Genomic DNA, 15175 nt, shown 5'->3' on the forward strand with positions numbered 1-15175 from the left:
GAGGAACGACGTGACCACACCCGACCCGAACGCCACCCGGCCCACCGCCCGCGCCTTCGTCGACCGGCTCCGGCGCCGCGACCGCGCGCTCGGCTACTGGGTGGTGCTCGACTCCCCGGTGTCCACCGAACGGATCGCCCGGCTCGGCTACGACTACGTCTGCGTCGACGCACAGCACGGGCTGGTCGAGTACGCGGGCATCCTGCGCGGGCTCACCGCGATCGACGCCGGTGGTGGGTCGGTGGGGCTGGTACGGGTCGGCGCGAACGACCCGTACCACATCGGACAGGCCTTGGACGCCGGTGCCGCCGGGGTGATCGTGCCGCTGGTGGACTCGGTCGACGACGCCGTCGCGGCGGTGGCCTCGGCGACGTACCCGCCGCACGGTGTCCGGTCGTACGGGCCGATGCGCTCGGCCCTGCGGGTGGGCCCGCTACCGGCCGAGGCCAACGCGTCCGTCGCCTGCCTGGCGATGATCGAGACGGCGGCCGGGCTGGCGAACGTCGAACGGATCTGCACCGTGCCGGGCCTCACCGGCGTCTACGTCGGCCCGTCCGACCTGTGCCTCGCCGTCGGCGGCGCCTACCCCGGCGACCCCGAGGTGACCGACGTGTTCGAGGCGGCCCTGGCCCGGATCCGCCGGGCCGCCGCCGACGCCGGGGTGGCGGCCGGCATCCACACCGCCGGTGGCCACGACGCGGCGAACCGGCTGGCCGAGGGCTTCACCTTCGCAACGGTCTCGTCCGACCTCGTGCACCTGGAACGGGCGGCGGCCGACCACCTCCGGGCCGCCGGGATCGGCGGCCCGGTGTAGGTCCCGCGACGGCGGACCGTCGCACCGTGGTCCGGACGCGCCGAGCCGGTCAGCCCCGGCGCCACTTCTGGTTGGCGCCGCCGGAACACTCCCACAGATGCAGCACGGCGTCGTTGTTCGGGTTCCATTCCGCGATGTCGACGCACTTGTTCGCCTGCGGGTTGACCAGGTCGCCGGCGGCGCTGAGCACGAACTGCTGGGCGGCGTTGCCGCTGCACGTGGCGATCTGGATGATGCTGCCGTTGGCGGTGCCACCCCAGGCGACATCCATGCACTTGTTGTTCTGCGTACGCAGGGTGCCGTTGGTGAACGTCCACGCCTGGTTGGTGCCGCCGGTGCAGTTCCACACGATCAACCGTTGGCCGTCCGTGAAGTTCCAGTTCGGCACGTCGACGCACTTGTTGTGCCAGTTGCTGATGATCGGGCTGCCGGTGGCCGGCGGCGGGGTCGAGCCACCCGACCCGAACGGGGTGAGCACGATACCGGCGGCGCGCGGATCGCCGTCGTGCACCAGGGACTCCTGCGCCTGGACGTCGTCGAAGGCGAAACCGTACGCCTTGCCGTCCACCATGTTCGCGTGGATGATCCGCGAGTAGTGGTTGGTGAGCGCACCCCGGTAGAAGTCCGCCGGCCCGCCGCCCGGCTGGGTGTCGATGGTGCCCAGCGTGCTGCGGTGCAGCGCCGCGCAGAGCGTACGGGCGATCGGCCCCACTATCTGGTCGTTCGGCGCGCTGAGGTTGCCGTCGCAGCCCCACACGTTGGCGCTGGAGGGCCGGTTGAACGAGGCGACCTGTTGACCGGCCGGGTTGGTGAAGGTCATCACGTTGCCGGAGGTCCGGCCGAGGAACCTCGTGTTGGGCTGGTCGGTGAACGGCACCACGGTCAGCGTCCGGCCGGCGTACGCCGCCCACGCGCTGTTGATGTACGGGTCCAGGTACGTGGTGCTGAACAGACCGGCGTCGGCGGCCTTGCCCGGCGCGAGAACCCGCAGCACCGTGCCGTCCGCGCGGGTGCGTACGGTGTCCGCCCAGCCGGCCTGCGCCCGGATCTGGTTGATCACGTTGTCCCGGCCGTTGTTGACCAGGTCACCGGTCCGCTTGGTGGCACCGCTGCTGCCGGTGACGGTGACGGCGTGCGGCACCGCGAACATGTCGACCTGCGAGCTGTTGAGCCACAGTCCGGCGTCGTTGTAGGTGAACTCGCTCCAGTCGAACAGGATGTCGCGGTTCGGGTCGCCGCCGGCCCAGGGGGCGGGCTGCACGAGACCGTCCGGGGTGAGGAAGAACTTGAGCCGCTCGCCGAGGGACATGTAGACGCGGCCGGAGAGCCCGCGTGGCAGCTGGATCGTCGTGCTGCCGCCGTTGCCCGGTCCGGCGATGGAGACGTCCGGCGCCGGCGAGGGCGGGTTCGATCCGGGGGCCCACGGGGTGAACGTACCGCCCGCGTTGACGTAGCCGAGTCGGCCGGTGTTGAGGTTGACGCCCAGGACGTACAGGTAGACGGCGTCGCCCCGGCCGGTGTTGTTGGTGACCGTGAAGGGCAGCAGGTTCGGGCCGACGGCCTGGGCCGGCGGCGGGGCCGCGGTGATGGCGGCGGGGACCGCCAACACGAGCGCGGCGACCACGCCCAGCAACTTCTTTCCGGTACGCACCGACAACTCCTCTGTCCGTGGGTGGGCACCGGTCCGGTCGCTCGCGGCGGCCGGACCGATGGCGGCCGGGACGGGCCACGGGACTCTCGGCGCTGCTCGACGGGTACCGGACGGTAACCGTGAGAGCGCTCTCACAGAATCGCCGCCGATGACGTTGATGTCAATAGATGGTTACAGATGCGTCGGGTCCGCCCGCCCGGTGCGGGCCAGCCGGGCGGCGACCTGTGGTCGGGCCGGCAGGCAGCCGCGGGCACCGAAACCCTCCGTCGCGATCGCTCCGGCCGCTGCCGCCCAGCGGGCCGCGTCGAGCAGCGAACGGCCGTCGGACAATCCGACGGCCAGGGCGGCCGTGAACGCGTCGCCCGCGCCGGTCGTGTCGATCACGGTGGCCGGGGACGCGGGCACCCGTACCGGGGCCGTCCCGGTCACGTACACGCGGCAGCCGGCCGCCCCCGCTGTGACCACGACGGCCCCCACGCCCGCTGCCAGCAGCGCATCGATCCCACCGAGCACGGACAGTTCCGTCTCGTTGGGGGTGAGCACGGAGACGAGGCGGAGTAGTGCCGCCGGCAGCGGGCTGGCCGGGGCGGGGTTCAGCACGAATTGCCAGCCTCGCGCTCTCGCGGTCGACGCCGCGGCCTCGATGGCTTCGAGCGGGACCTCCAGGCAGGCGACCACGACGACGTCGCTGCCGGTGACCGCCGTCAGCGCGGAGACGACCAGCGCTGGGGTCAGCGCCGCGTTGGCGCCGGGGACAACGGCGATGGAGTTCTCGCCCGCCCGGTCGACCAGGACGATCGCGACCCCGGTAGGGCCGGGGGCCGTCGTCACCGCGTCGTCGATCACCCCCCGGGCGGCGAGGTCGCGGCGGGCCGCCGTACCCCGAGGGTCGTCGCCCACGGCGGCGACCAGGTGGACGGTCGCGCCGAGGGTGGCCGCGGCGGCGGCCTGGTTGCCGCCCTTGCCGCCGTGCGTCTCGGTGAGCTGTCCCATCGTGACGGTCTCGCCGGGCAGCGGCATCCGGTCGCCGACGGCGACCACGTCGATGTTGACGGATCCGACGACGATCACCGTGCTCATCCGGCCATCCCGGTGTTCGCGATGCCGGCCACGAAGCGCCGTTGCAGGACCAGGAACAGGCCCAACATCGGCAACAGCATGATCAGGCCGGCCGCCGCGTTGAGCACGGCGTTCTGGACGTACGCCTGTTGGAAGGAGAAGAACGAGGTGGAGATCGGCATCTGTGACTCGGACTGTAGGAAGGTCACGGCGAACAGGAACTCGTTGTACGCGGCGAGCGCGGTCACCAGCGCGACGGTGAGAATGCCGGACAGGGCGTTGGGCAGGATGACCCGGGCGGCGATCTTCAGTTCACCGGCCCCGTCGATCCGGGCGGCCTCCTCCAACTCGCGCGGCAGGGTCAGCAGGAACGCCCGCAGCAGCAGCGTCGCGAACGGCGTGAGGGTGGCGCAGTAGATGATGATCAAACCGAGCTTGGTGTCGTAGAGCCCGGTGCGGGTCCAGATGTAGAACAGCGGTACCAGGAACATCTGCATCGGGAGCGCGCTACTGACCAACAGGTAGAGGATGACGCTGCCGGCTCCGGGCAGGTCGAGCCGGGCCATCGCGTACGCGGCGAGCCCGGCGATGACCACGGTGCCGAGCACCGTTCCAGCGACCAGGACCAGGCTGTTGTAGAGGCCGCGCCCCATGTGCGCCTGGTTCCACGCGTCGGCGAAGTTCGACCACAGCAGGTCCGCCGGCAGGCCGAACGGGTCGCCGACGAGTTCGGACTGGGTCTTGAACGCGGCGAAGACGAAGATGATGAGCGGGCCGACGGCGAACAGCGCGAGGATGAGCAGGATCGCCCACCCGCCGATGCCGGTTCGTTGCCGGCCGTCCACGGTGGCCAGCCGGGTCGGGCGGGTCGGGCGGGTCGGGCGGGCTGGACGGGTCTGCTGTGGGACCGTTCCGGTGCTCACGCCTCCCACCTCCTGACTCGGCGCAGTACCTGGTAGGTGACGACGATGACCGCGGTGAACAGGGCCATGACCACGCCGATCGCGGAGGCGTAGCCGGCTTCGAGGTTGGCGAAGGCGTTGCGGTAGAGCAGCGTGCTGAGCACCTCGGTCGCGCCCGCCGGGCCGCCCTGGGTGAGGATGTAGACGAAGTCGAAGGCGAGGAACGACCAGATGATCGTCTGGACGACCAGGAAGACCAGGGTCGGTCGGATGCTCGGCAGCGTGATCGACACGAACTGGCGCAGCGGTCCCGCGCCGTCGAGCGACGCCGACTCGTAGAGCGCCGGATTCACCGACTGCATCGAGGCCAGGAAGACGACGACGAGGAATCCCCAGAAGGCCCAGGTGTTGACGACGGCGACGGTCCCGAGCGCAAGATTCTGGTCACCGAGGAAGTTGACCCCGAGGATCCGCCCGATGCCGCTGTCCGGGGAGAGCAGGTTCTCCCAGACGGCGGCGCTGACCACGCTCGCCACGGTGTACGGGATGAAGTAGGCCAGCCGGAAGAGCACCTGGAACCGGCGCAGCCGGGACAGCAGGTAGGCGCCGACCAGCCCGAGCAGCATCGGCATCACCAGACTGATGGCGGTCCACACCAGGTTGTGCGACAGGGCCGACCGGAACTCCTCGTCGGCCAGCATCCGGGTGTAGTTGGCGAACCCGATCCACCTGCCCGGACCGATTCCGGACCAGTCGGTGAACGAGTAGTAGACGGACTGGACGGCGGGCCAGAGGATCACCGTGAAGTTGACGACGATCAGCGGGAGCATGAACAGCCATGCCACCAGCCTGGTGCGTCGGCGTACGCTGCGTCGCCGTGGCCGGCCGCCGGTTCGGGCGGCCGGCGGGGTCTCGGCGAGGGTGGGGGTCGGGGCGGTCATCGGCCGGCGCTACGCCGGAAGCGGCGGTACGGCGCCGGCGGCGCGTTCGGGTTCGAAGGTTTCCGCCAGGCCCTGGCAGTACCCCCTCGAATCGATCTTGCCGGTGATGAGCTTCTCCCAGCTCCCGATGATGTAGGTGACGGTCTTGGGCGGGAAGAAGGTCCAGGTGGTGTAGCCGACGTCGGTCGCGGTGGTGATCGCGCTGAACAGCCCGGCGACCCGCTTGTCGATGTCGGCGGGGAAGTCGGCTTCGGCGACGCCGATCGGCGGGAGCTGGAAGCCGGCCTCGGCGAGGCCCCGGGCCAGCCGCTTCGGGTCCGACATGTTGAAGTCGATCCAGTCGGCGGCCACGTCGGGGTTCTTCGACTTCGCGTTGATCGAGTAGGTGCCGCCGAGGGCCAGTTCCCAGATGTCCTGCGGTACGCCGTCGCGCAGCGACGGGATGGCGCCCCAGGCCCACTCCTGGTCGTTGCCGGCCGCCGCGCCGAAGAACGGTTCGATCTCGGCCAGGCCCCACGAGCCGGTGATGTTGAAAACCGCCTCGCCCTTGGCGAGCTGCTCGTACTGCTTGGCGAAGCTGTTGGTGAAGTAGCGGTCGACCGCGCCGCCCCACCAGCCGTCGACGAAGTACTTCCGCCCCTGTTCGACCGCGTCGACGAAGACCGGATCGGTGAACTTGATCTCGCCCTTGAGTGCCCGCCGTACCGCGTCGGGGCCGGCGGCGTGGTTGAGCAGGACCGAGACGTGCCACTCGTTGGCGTTCTTGTAGTCGGCGTTGCCGGCGCTGACCGGGATCATTCCCTTGGCCTTGGCCTCCGTGCAGATCGCCTCGAACTCGGCGCGGGTCTTCGGGTAGGTCCAGCCGTGCTTGGCCAGGGTCGCCGGGTTGTAGAAGACCAGCATCGATTCGTAGCTGGTCGGCAGCGCGAGGAGTTTGCCGTCGATCACGCCGGTCTGCATCGCCCAGTCAAGGATGCGGTCGTTCCAGCCGAGCTTCCTGGCATAGTCGTCGAGCGGGATCAGGTGACCGGCGGCGGCGTACTCCCGAAGTGGGCCGGGACCGGCGGCGCTGAGGATGTCGGGCGCGGAGCCGGCGGCCAACGCGGTCTGAAGCTGTCGCTCGACGGTGTCGAACTGCTTGATCGACATCTCCACCGGCACCTTCGGGTGCTCCCTGTTGAACACCTCGACGACGTTCTTCCGGTACCAGTTTTCGGCGTCCTTGGTGGCGAAGCCCGACCAGATGGCGAGCTTGTCGGACTTGCCGCCGGGAGCGCCGCCGCCACCGGCGCAGGCGCTGAGGAAGGCGGCGAGGGCGGTGCCGCCGCCGATGGAGAGCAGGTTCCGGCGGGACAGGCCGGCTGGGGTGTGTGGCATGAGCGGTGTTCTCCTGTTCTGCTACCTGGAGCCGGTGGGGACGACCACGGCTCGGGAGAGCCGGCCGGGCCGGCTCGGGAACGGAGGCTGAGGGGTACGGCAGCGGCCCGGGTCGGGCGGGACGGCCCGACCCCGGGCATCGGCGCTGGTCACGCCGACTCCCGCACGATGAGGGCACCGGGTACGACGATGTCGCGGGCGGGCCCGTCGAGTTCCCCGGTTATCCGCCGGAGAAGCAGCCGGCCACAGACCGTCCCCTTCTCGTAGGCGCGGTTGTCGATGGTTGTCAGTGCGGGGCGGACGAGGGCGGCGGCCTCGATGTCGTCGAAACCGACCACCGCCACGTCATCGGGTACGACGCGTCCGGCGTCCCGGAGCGCTTCGATCGCGCCGATGGCGACGAGATCGTTGACGCACACCATCGCGTCGAGGGTGACGCCGTCGCCGAGGGCGGCCGTGACGGCGGCGCGGGCGCCGCGCCTGCTGTAGTCGGATCTGATGACCAGTTTGGGGTCGACGGCCAGCCCGGCGCCGAGCAGCGCGTCCTCGTAGCCGCCGAGTCGACCGACGGCCGGGCCGATCCGGGTCGCCCCGACGAACGCGATCCGGGTACGGCCCCGGCGCAGCAGGTGCCGGGTTGCCTCGGCCACGCTGACCCGGTCGTCGCCATGCACCCGGTCGCCGATCGGCGGTGACTTCATCGGGCCGAGCATGACCACCGGCGGGTGCGTGCCCAGCAGCCCTTCGAGGGCGTCGGCGGGCGTCCGGAACAGGTCGATGACCAGGCCGTCGACCGCCCTGCTCAGCATGTCGGTGATGAAGGCGACCTCTCGGGCGGCGTCGCCGTCGGTGCTACAGACCACCACCTGGTAGCCGGCGTCGCTGATCGCGTCCTGCACGCCGCGGGCGACCATCGGATAGAACGGGTTGGTGATGTCGGACATGACGAACGCGATGGTCTGGGTGCGCTGGGTCCGCAGGCTCACCGCGAGTTGGTTGGCCCGGTAGTTGAGTTCCTTGACCGCGGCCTGAACCTTCGCCCTGGTCTCGGCGGAGACCGGCCGTCGACCGCTCAGCGCGTGCGACACGGTCGTCCGGCTCACGCCGGCGATCTCCGCGACGTCACCGATGCGAGGTCGGGGCATGACCAACTCCTTGCGGTGAGAGCGCGAAGCGCAAACCGGTTTGGCATCCCGACCCTGCCGGTCCGGGGTGGTGAGCAGTCTCACGCCAGTGGCCGCACCTTGTCAAACATCAGTTTCCCGACCTTCCGGACTTATTGACGGGGTCGGGCGGGAACGGGACGTCACTCCCTTTTGGCCACTAGCGCAAATCCGTTTGCGCGTTATCGTGTTCGCGTCCCACCCAGCCCCCCTCAACGTTGACGGAGTTGAAAGCTCATGACTGCCCTGCGCGACCGCGTACACGGTGCGGTCCTCGGCCAGGCGATCGGCGACGCCCTCGGCGCGCCGACCGAGGGAATGACGCGCGACGCGATCCGTGCCGCCCACGGCCGGGTGACCGGCTTCCTCTCCGACGACCCCGCCGGCACCGACGACACCGAGTACGCCGCGTTCACCGCACGCATCCTGCTGACGTACGGCCCCGCGCTGACCCCGGACGACGTGTCGACCGAGTGGATACGGGTGCTCGCCGGCCAGCACGGCGCCTTCAACCGAGGCGGATTCTCCGAGATCGAGGCGATCCACAACCTGTCCCGTGGACTGCGCGCCCCGCACTCCGGGTCGGACAACCACGAGATGTGGAGCGACGGGTCGGCGATGCGGGTCGCGCCGATCGGCGCGTACTTCGCCGGCGACCCTGCCGAGGCCGCCCGGATCGCCGGCATCGACGCGCAGGTGAGCCACGCCCGGGACGGAGTCCTCTGCGGCCAGGCGGTAGCCGCCGCAGTGGCCGCCGCGACGACCACCGACGACTGGCAGGCGGTCGTCGCCGCGGGTGTCACGGCGATCGCCGCCGACTCCTGGTCGGCCCGGATGATCAACCGAGCCCTGACGGTCGCGGCGGGCCCCGGCACGAGCGAGGAACGCCTCGACGAGCTGGAGCGCCGAGTATCGATCTTCCACTACCCCTGGGCGGACGTGGCCCCGGAGGCAACCGCGCTCGCCTTCGGCGTCTTCGCGATCGCCGAGGGCGACTACGTCGACTCGGTGCTCGGAGGCGTCAACATCGGCCGCGACGCGGACACGATCGCCGCGATGGCCGGCGCCATGGCCGGTGGCCTGCACGGTGCCAGCGCGATCCCCACCGAGTGGTCCAGCCGGATCGTCGCGCTGCGCGGTAGCTGCATCCAGGACACCGCGGGAGTACGCCTGACGGCGCTCGCGGACGAGATCGCCGACGCCGTCGAGGCCCGCGACGCCGCGACCAGAAACGGAGACCCCCGATGAACGCCCCCTCCCGCCGCGTCGACGACCGGCTCCTCGACCGGGCCGAAGGCGCGTTCCTCGGGCTCGCCGCCGGCGACGCGGCCAGCTTCCCCGCCATGTGGCACCGGGCGCTCCGGCTGCCGCACCTGCGCTCTCTGCTGTGGACGTTCGCGCTCGACGCTGACGCCCGCAAGGTCAACAAGTTCCCCCTGCCGTTCACGCTCGCCGCCGACCCGGCGCTGCTGGACTTCGGCCCGACCGACGACGCCGAGCAGGCGGCGATCGGCGCCCAGGTCCTGCTCGCCGTCGGTGCCGACCCGACCGTGGACGACCTCTTCGACGCATGGTGGACTCGGGTCGAGCCGCAGCACGCGCAGTTCTGGGGCTCGGTCGCCGATCGGTCCGCCGTCACCAACGCGCTGCTCGGCCTGCGCGCGCCGACCACCGGCAACGACAACCCGCACCACTACGACGACTCCGCGCTGGCCCGGGTGCTGCCCGTGGGCATCCGCTGGGCCGGCGACCCCGGCCGGGCCGCCGCCGTGGCCCGCCGGCTGGCGGCGATCACCAACGCCGAGGTCGGCATCGACGGCGCGGCGGCGTTCGCCGCGGCCGTCGCGGTCGCCGTCGGCGGCGACCCGCTCACGACGGCCGTCGACGCCGCCCGCCGGGAGATCACCACGGACAGCTGGCTGGGCCGCAAGCTCGCGGTCGCCGAGCGGGTGCTCGCCGAGACCGGCTCGGTCTTCGCGGCCGTTCCGGTGTGGAGCGACGAGGTGGTCAACGCCGAGTACAACTTCGGCAACGTGGTCGCCGAGACGTTGCCCCTCGCGCTGCTGATCGCCCGCGAGAGCAGCAGCCTCGCCGAAGCGCTCGGCGCCGCCGCGCTCCTACCCAAGCAGGCCGACACCATGCCGGCGCTGGTCGGCGCGCTGGTCGGCGCGACCCTCGGGGCGAGCGCGCTGCCGGCCACCTGGTGCGCGCCGGTCGAGGAACTCAAGGCCGTCTGCGTGCCCTCGACCCGCGGCCTGAGACTGCGCGAGCTGGCCGGCGCGCTGGTCGCCGCCCGAACCGACCCCGCTGCGGCCGGTGCCCGGCCCGACCCCGCCGACGTGGCTCCCGGTCCGGCTGCCACCGGAGAGGTCCGCCGTGGTTCGTGACGGCCACTCCGGGGCGGGCCCGTCCCGCCGGGTCACGGGCGACGCACACCCATGCCGCCAATCGCCTCGCACCGCGGGCAGAACGAAACCGAGGAAGACGTGCACGATCCACTGAACCCCTATGACCTGGTCCACGACGAGATCGACCAGGCCCGGGAAACCGGCCACCGGGTCGACGACCTCTCGGCCGAACTCGCCGCCCTCGACCCCGGCGACACGGCCGCACTCGAAGCGCTCTACCAGCGGGTACTCGACGCGCCGCGTGGGGCGGAGTGGCCATACGACGAACCCGAGGGATTCGACGCCATCCTCGCCAGCCTGCCGACCGACCCGCCGCGACCCGCACCCGAGGGGGCCGAACTGGAGGACAGGGTCCGCGGCGGCTGGCTCGGACGAATCGCGGGCTGCAACCTCGGCAAACCGGTCGAGAACGGCCAGCACTGGACCTCGGCGCACCTGCGCGACTATCTGGAGCGGGCCGGAGCGTGGCCGCTGCGCGGGTACATCCCCGCCCTCGATCCGATGCCCGACGGCTTCGTCCTGCGCGAGAACTGGGTACACACCACCCTCGGCCGCGTGCACGGCTCGGCCCGCGACGACGACATCGACTACGCCATCCTCGGCCTGCACCTGCTGGAACAGCACGGTGACCGGCTCACCCCCGGGCACGTCGCCGACGCCTGGTTGACGCTGCTGCCCTACCAGCAGACCTACACCGCGGAGCGGGCGACGTACCGCAGCCTGCTCGGCGGGGTACCGGCCGAACGCGCCGCCGCACACCGCAACCCGTACCGGGAGTGGATCGGGGCGCTGATCCGTGGCGACGCCTTCGGCTGGACCAATCCGGGCCGGCCACGGGAGGCGATCCGGCTCGCCTTCCAGGACGCCTCGCTGTCACACACGGCGAACGGCGTCTACGGCGAGTTGTGGGCGGCGGCGATCGTAGCGAGCGCGTTCACCGCGGCGACCGTACGCGAGGCGTTCGACCGCTCGCTGCGCTCGGTCCCGCCGGGCTCACGGCTGTACGAGACGCTGACCGCCGTACGGGACCTGCGCGACGCCGGCGTGACCTGGGAGGCTGCCCTGGCCACCATCCAGCAGCGCTGGGGCTCCTACAGCTGGGTGCACACCGTCAACAACGCCGCGTTGATCGCCGCCGGTCTGCTCTGGGGCGACGACGACTACGCCAGCACGGTGGGCCTGACCGTGCAGGGCGGCTGGGACACCGATTCCAACGGGGCGACCGCGGGCTCCGTCGTCGGGGTCGTACTCGGCGCGGCCCGCCTGCCGGAGCACTTCATCGCACCGTTGCAGGACCGTACCCGGTCGGCCCTCTTCGGCTACGACAACTCGGCGATCTCCGATCTGGCCCGGCGGACAGCCGCCCTCGCCGCATCGGGTGCGCTGTCCCCGCGTACGCCCGAGGCGGGCGAGAGGGCGTAGGCCCCGTACTCGAACACGGTTCCGCCCAAACGGGGCGTCCCCCCTCATAACCGGGGGGGACGCCCCGTTTCCGTCACCACGTCACCCGGCCGACAGACCGGCGGCCCGTTCGATGACCTCGTGGGTGAACGGGCCGCCGTAGCGGATCCTGTGCCGCCGTGGTGGATCAGGTGGTCATCCCTTGCTCCCGCTGGCCGCGAGACCCGTGATGAAGCGTCGCTGCATGAACAGGAACAGCACGATGAGCGGGAGCACGATGATGACGCCCGCCGCGTTGACGAGGTTGTAGAACTGGGTGTAGCCGGTGCTGAAGGACAGGAACGACGTGGCTACGGGCATCTTGTCGACGTCGATCAGGAAGGTCACCGCGAACAGCAGCTCCGAGTAGGCGCCGAGCCCCGAGACCAGACCGACGGTCAGGAAGCCGGGCCAGCTCAGCGGCATGATGACGCGGGTGGCGATCTGCCACTCGTTCGCCCCGTCGAGCCGGGCCGCCTCGTCGAGCTGCCTCGGGATGCCGACGAGGAACGTACGGAGCAACAGCACCGAGAACGGGGTGTTGAGCGCGACGTAGATGACGACGAGCCCGAAGAGCGTGTTGATCAGCCCGAGCTTCACCCAGAGGAAGAACAGCGGCACGATGAACATCTGCACCGGCAGCGAGATGACGACGAAGAAATAGGTCTCCAGTCCCCGCTTCCACGGCAGGTTGAGCCTCGCCAGCGAATAGGCCGCGGCGCCCGCGAACAGCCAGGTCCCGACGATCGTGCCCGCGACGAGGAACGCGGTGTTGACGAAACCCTGGGCCATGTTGCCCCGCCGCCACGCCTCCGCGAAGTTCGACAGGTCGATCGAGGTCGGTAGGCCGAGCGGGTTGGTGCCGATCTCCAGGCTCGTCTTGAACGCGTTGACGACCAGCACGAGCACGGGAAGCAGCGCGAACAGACCGAGCAGGGTGAGCACGACGTACGAGAACGGGGTGCGGTCGAGACCACCCGGCGGCCGCTCCCCGGGCCGCGCACGCCGACGTGCGCGGACAGCGGTCAGCACCGACATCAGAGCTCCTCCTCCCGGCGACGCAGGAACCCGAACAGGACCAGGAAGATCGCGCTCAGTACGGAGAGCGCGAGCGCGATGGCCGAGGCGTAGCCCGCGTCCCGGGCGAGGAACGCCGTCCGGTTGACGAGCAGCGACGCGACGTCCGTGGAACCCGCCGGCCCACCGTTGGTGAGGATGAACGGGTAGTCGTACACCAGCAGGCTCCCGATCGCGATGATCGTCAGCGCGAAGGTCAACGTCGGTCGGATGCCGGGCAGCACCACGTTCCGGAATTCCTGCCAGGCGTTGGCCCCGTCGATCCGCGCGGCCTCGTAGAGGCTGCCGTCGATCCCCTGCATCGCGGCGAGGAAGAGGACGACGAGGAAACCCCAGAAGTGCCAGTTGTCGACGAAGGCGACGCTGTAGAGCGCGAAGCGCTCGTCGGCGAAGAAGTAGACGTCGTCGAGCCAGTGGATGCCGATGCTGTTCAACGCGGACGCGAGTCCGAACTCGGGGTCGAGGATGTTCCGCCAGATCTGCGCCGTGATCACGCTGACCAGCAGGTAGGGGATGAAGTAGAGCACCCGGAAGAGCGACGCGCCGCGGCGGATCCGGGAGAGCATGAACGCGCCGAGCAGGCCCATCGCCATCGGTACGGTCAGGAAGATGACCAGGTAGATGAAGTTGTTGGCGATGGCGTTCCAGAACGCGTCGTCGTGGACCAGGGTGACCCAGTTGTCGAAGCCGGTGAACTCCGGGTTGCTGATGCCGTTCCAGTCGGTGAACGAGTAGACGACGCTGCTGACCGTCGGTCCGGCGATCACCAGCAGGTTGAGGGCGAGCGCGGGCACCACGAACGTGATCGCGACCAGTCGCGAGTTCCTGCGAATGCGACCTCGGGGAGGCGCGGGCACCTCCCGCGTGGCCGGTTCGGCGTACGTCGTGACGGGTGGCGCTGTCATCGCGCTGCCGTGTCGAAGACCGGCGGGATGAGCTTCTCGTCGAGGTCCTTCTTGAACGCCTTGTCGAGATTCGCGAGGAAGTCACGGGTGGACAGGTTGCCGGTCAGCAGGCGGTCCTGGTTCTCGGAGAGGTAGGTCTCGGCTCCCGGGCCGAACGAGGTCCAGGTCACGTAGCCGACCTTCTTCGACAGCGACGCCTCGCTCAGGGCCGTGTACTGGGTGAGGAACCGCGGGTCGATGCCCTCGGGTGCGGCGGCGGCGTCGAACTTGATCGGAAGGGGCTGGTCGCCGAAGTCCTTGATCGCCTGCCAGTTGGCGTTGGTGTCCGAATACTTCCACTTCAGGTATGCCTTGGCGGCGGGGAGGTTCTTGCTCGCGGCGTTGAGGGCCACGGACTCACCCAGGGCCAGCGGGAACACGTTGGCGGGCACGCCGGGCGCGAGCGCCGGAATCGGGGCCCAGTCCCAATCGCTCTCGCTGTCCTTGAAATACTCGTTCATCGCTCCGATCTCCCAGCTTCCGGAGAGGAACATGCCGGTCTTGCCGTTGGCGAGGCTGGCCATCTTCTGCGGGTCGGTGGTCGAGAAATACTGCTTGACCCCGCCGCTGAAGTAGCCCCGCTTGAAGTAGTCGACCATCAGGTCGACCGAGTCGACGAACGCCTGGTCGGTGAAGGGGATCGAGCCAGTGAGGGCGTCATGGATCTTGCCGGGGCCCGCCACCATGTTGATGAAGCACGAGAACACGTGCTCGGTGGCACCGGCGTAGTCGGCATTGGCGTTGGCGAACGGCGTGATTCCGGCCGCCATCATCGTCGCGGCGAGCGCCTCCAGCGACGGGCGGTCGTTGGGAATCTGCCACCCGTTCTTCTCGAACAGCGTCTTGTTGTAGTAGAGCACCATCGTCTCGTAGCTCACCGGCAGCACGGAAAGCTTCCCGTCGACGACACCGATGTCCATGGCCCAGGGGAAGATCTTGTCTTTCCACTTCTCCTGCTCCGCGAGGGAACCGAGGTCGGCGAGGTAGCCGGCGTCGGCGAAGTCGATGGCGATCGACGCGTTGAGCGGTAGCAGGTCCGGCCCCTGGCCTGCGGCGAGCGCCGTCTGGACCTTCTGCGTCAGACCCTCGTTGTTCTGCGGACTGAGCTTGAACTGGACATTGGGGTACAGGGTGGTGAACGGATCGAGGTAAAGACGCTTGTAATCGGCGGTGCTGGCATCGTCGACCGCGTCCATGCCGACCCAGAGGTTGAGGGTGCCGCCGACCTCGCCCGCGGGAACGTTGTCGCTTTCCTCCGGCGCGGACGTGCAGCTGACGAGCAGGAGCGGCACAGCGGTGACCGCCGCGACGGCGCTCAGAAAGCGCATCCGGCGGGACAATTTTCGCGTGCCGCGGTTATAGACATTGGTCATCTTGACTCCGCCATTTGTGCTAGGTC

Annotated in this window: 13 protein-coding genes; 4 read left to right on the top strand and 9 right to left on the bottom strand. The window is 70.0% G+C overall.

Annotation, left to right across the window (positions count from 1 at the left end):
• Positions 1–10: 10 nt before the first annotated feature.
• A complete protein-coding gene (locus OG792_RS21930) occupies positions 11–814 on the top strand; it encodes an HpcH/HpaI aldolase family protein (RefSeq protein WP_329101758.1) in 804 nt (267 codons plus the stop codon).
• Between the two features lie 49 nt (positions 815–863).
• On the opposite strand, the gene OG792_RS21935 is transcribed toward OG792_RS21930, so the two are convergent.
• From OG792_RS21935 to OG792_RS21960, 6 genes are all read right to left on the bottom strand, one after another.
• Positions 864–2465 carry a beta-1,3-glucanase family protein gene (locus OG792_RS21935; RefSeq protein WP_329101760.1) on the bottom strand — a complete coding sequence of 534 codons (1602 nt, stop codon included), beginning with the start codon at positions 2463–2465 and terminating at the stop codon, positions 864–866.
• Between the two features lie 171 nt (positions 2466–2636).
• On the bottom strand, positions 2637–3545 hold the full coding sequence (locus OG792_RS21940) for a ribokinase (RefSeq protein WP_329101761.1): 909 nt from the start codon (positions 3543–3545) through the stop codon (positions 2637–2639).
• Positions 3542–4447, bottom strand: coding sequence for a carbohydrate ABC transporter permease (locus OG792_RS21945; RefSeq protein WP_329101763.1), 906 nt, complete (start codon positions 4445–4447; stop codon positions 3542–3544). The genes OG792_RS21940 and OG792_RS21945 overlap by 4 nt, the downstream gene beginning before the upstream one ends.
• Complete coding sequence (locus OG792_RS21950; RefSeq protein ID WP_329101765.1) at positions 4444–5367, bottom strand: carbohydrate ABC transporter permease; 924 nt, start codon at positions 5365–5367, stop codon at positions 4444–4446. Before OG792_RS21950 ends, OG792_RS21945 begins: the two co-directional genes overlap by 4 nt.
• A 9-nt stretch (positions 5368–5376) precedes the next feature.
• Positions 5377–6744: an ABC transporter substrate-binding protein gene (locus tag OG792_RS21955; protein WP_329101767.1), complete on the bottom strand. Its 1368-nt coding sequence runs from the start codon at positions 6742–6744 to the stop codon at positions 5377–5379.
• Positions 6745–6893: 149 nt separating this feature from the next.
• Positions 6894–7889: a LacI family DNA-binding transcriptional regulator gene (locus OG792_RS21960; protein WP_329101769.1), complete on the bottom strand. Its 996-nt coding sequence runs from the start codon at positions 7887–7889 to the stop codon at positions 6894–6896.
• Positions 7890–8144: 255 nt separating this feature from the next.
• On the opposite strand from OG792_RS21960, the gene OG792_RS21965 reads away from it, so the two are divergent.
• The 3 genes from OG792_RS21965 to OG792_RS21975 all read left to right on the top strand — a co-directional run bounded on the left by OG792_RS21965 (position 8145) and on the right by OG792_RS21975 (position 11737).
• Complete coding sequence (locus OG792_RS21965) at positions 8145–9155, top strand: ADP-ribosylglycohydrolase family protein (protein WP_329101770.1); 1011 nt, start codon at positions 8145–8147, stop codon at positions 9153–9155.
• Positions 9152–10294, top strand: a complete 1143-nt coding sequence (locus tag OG792_RS21970; RefSeq protein WP_329101772.1) for an ADP-ribosylglycohydrolase family protein — start codon at positions 9152–9154, stop codon at positions 10292–10294. The genes OG792_RS21965 and OG792_RS21970 overlap by 4 nt, the downstream gene beginning before the upstream one ends.
• A gap of 99 nt (positions 10295–10393) precedes the next feature.
• Positions 10394–11737, top strand: a complete 1344-nt coding sequence (locus OG792_RS21975) for an ADP-ribosylglycohydrolase family protein (RefSeq protein ID WP_329101774.1) — start codon at positions 10394–10396, stop codon at positions 11735–11737.
• Positions 11738–11911: 174 nt separating this feature from the next.
• On the opposite strand, the gene OG792_RS21980 is transcribed toward OG792_RS21975, so the two are convergent.
• The 3 genes from OG792_RS21980 to OG792_RS21990 are packed head-to-tail and all read right to left on the bottom strand — an operon-like array spanning position 11912 to position 15104.
• Positions 11912–12793, bottom strand: a complete 882-nt coding sequence (locus OG792_RS21980) for a carbohydrate ABC transporter permease (RefSeq protein ID WP_329101777.1) — start codon at positions 12791–12793, stop codon at positions 11912–11914.
• Positions 12793–13737: a carbohydrate ABC transporter permease gene (locus tag OG792_RS21985; protein WP_329101779.1), complete on the bottom strand. Its 945-nt coding sequence runs from the start codon at positions 13735–13737 to the stop codon at positions 12793–12795. The genes OG792_RS21980 and OG792_RS21985 overlap by 1 nt, the downstream gene beginning before the upstream one ends.
• A complete protein-coding gene (locus OG792_RS21990) occupies positions 13734–15104 on the bottom strand; it encodes an ABC transporter substrate-binding protein (RefSeq protein WP_329101781.1) in 1371 nt (456 codons plus the stop codon). Before OG792_RS21990 ends, OG792_RS21985 begins: the two co-directional genes overlap by 4 nt.
• Positions 15105–15175: the final 71 nt, after the last annotated feature.

This window comes from Micromonospora sp. NBC_01699, assembly GCF_036250065.1.
Classification (GTDB): domain Bacteria; phylum Actinomycetota; class Actinomycetes; order Mycobacteriales; family Micromonosporaceae; genus Micromonospora_G.

Bases quoted from the DNA above. Each gene is read 5' to 3' on its own strand.
- OG792_RS21940 (WP_329101761.1), bottom strand. From the start codon at position 3,545: ATGAGCACGGTGATCGTCGTCGGATCCGTCAACATCGACGTGGTCGCC.
- OG792_RS21950 (WP_329101765.1), bottom strand. From the start codon at position 5,367: ATGACCGCCCCGACCCCCACCCTCGCCGAGACCCCGCCGGCCGCCCGA.
- OG792_RS21955 (WP_329101767.1), bottom strand. From the start codon at position 6,744: ATGCCACACACCCCAGCCGGCCTGTCCCGCCGGAACCTGCTCTCCATC.
- OG792_RS21960 (WP_329101769.1), bottom strand. From the start codon at position 7,889: ATGCCCCGACCTCGCATCGGTGACGTCGCGGAGATCGCCGGCGTGAGC.
- OG792_RS21965 (WP_329101770.1), top strand. From the start codon at position 8,145: ATGACTGCCCTGCGCGACCGCGTACACGGTGCGGTCCTCGGCCAGGCG.
- OG792_RS21970 (WP_329101772.1), top strand. From the start codon at position 9,152: ATGAACGCCCCCTCCCGCCGCGTCGACGACCGGCTCCTCGACCGGGCC.
- OG792_RS21980 (WP_329101777.1), bottom strand. From the start codon at position 12,793: ATGTCGGTGCTGACCGCTGTCCGCGCACGTCGGCGTGCGCGGCCCGGG.
- OG792_RS21985 (WP_329101779.1), bottom strand. From the start codon at position 13,737: ATGACAGCGCCACCCGTCACGACGTACGCCGAACCGGCCACGCGGGAG.
- OG792_RS21990 (WP_329101781.1), bottom strand. From the start codon at position 15,104: ATGCGCTTTCTGAGCGCCGTCGCGGCGGTCACCGCTGTGCCGCTCCTG.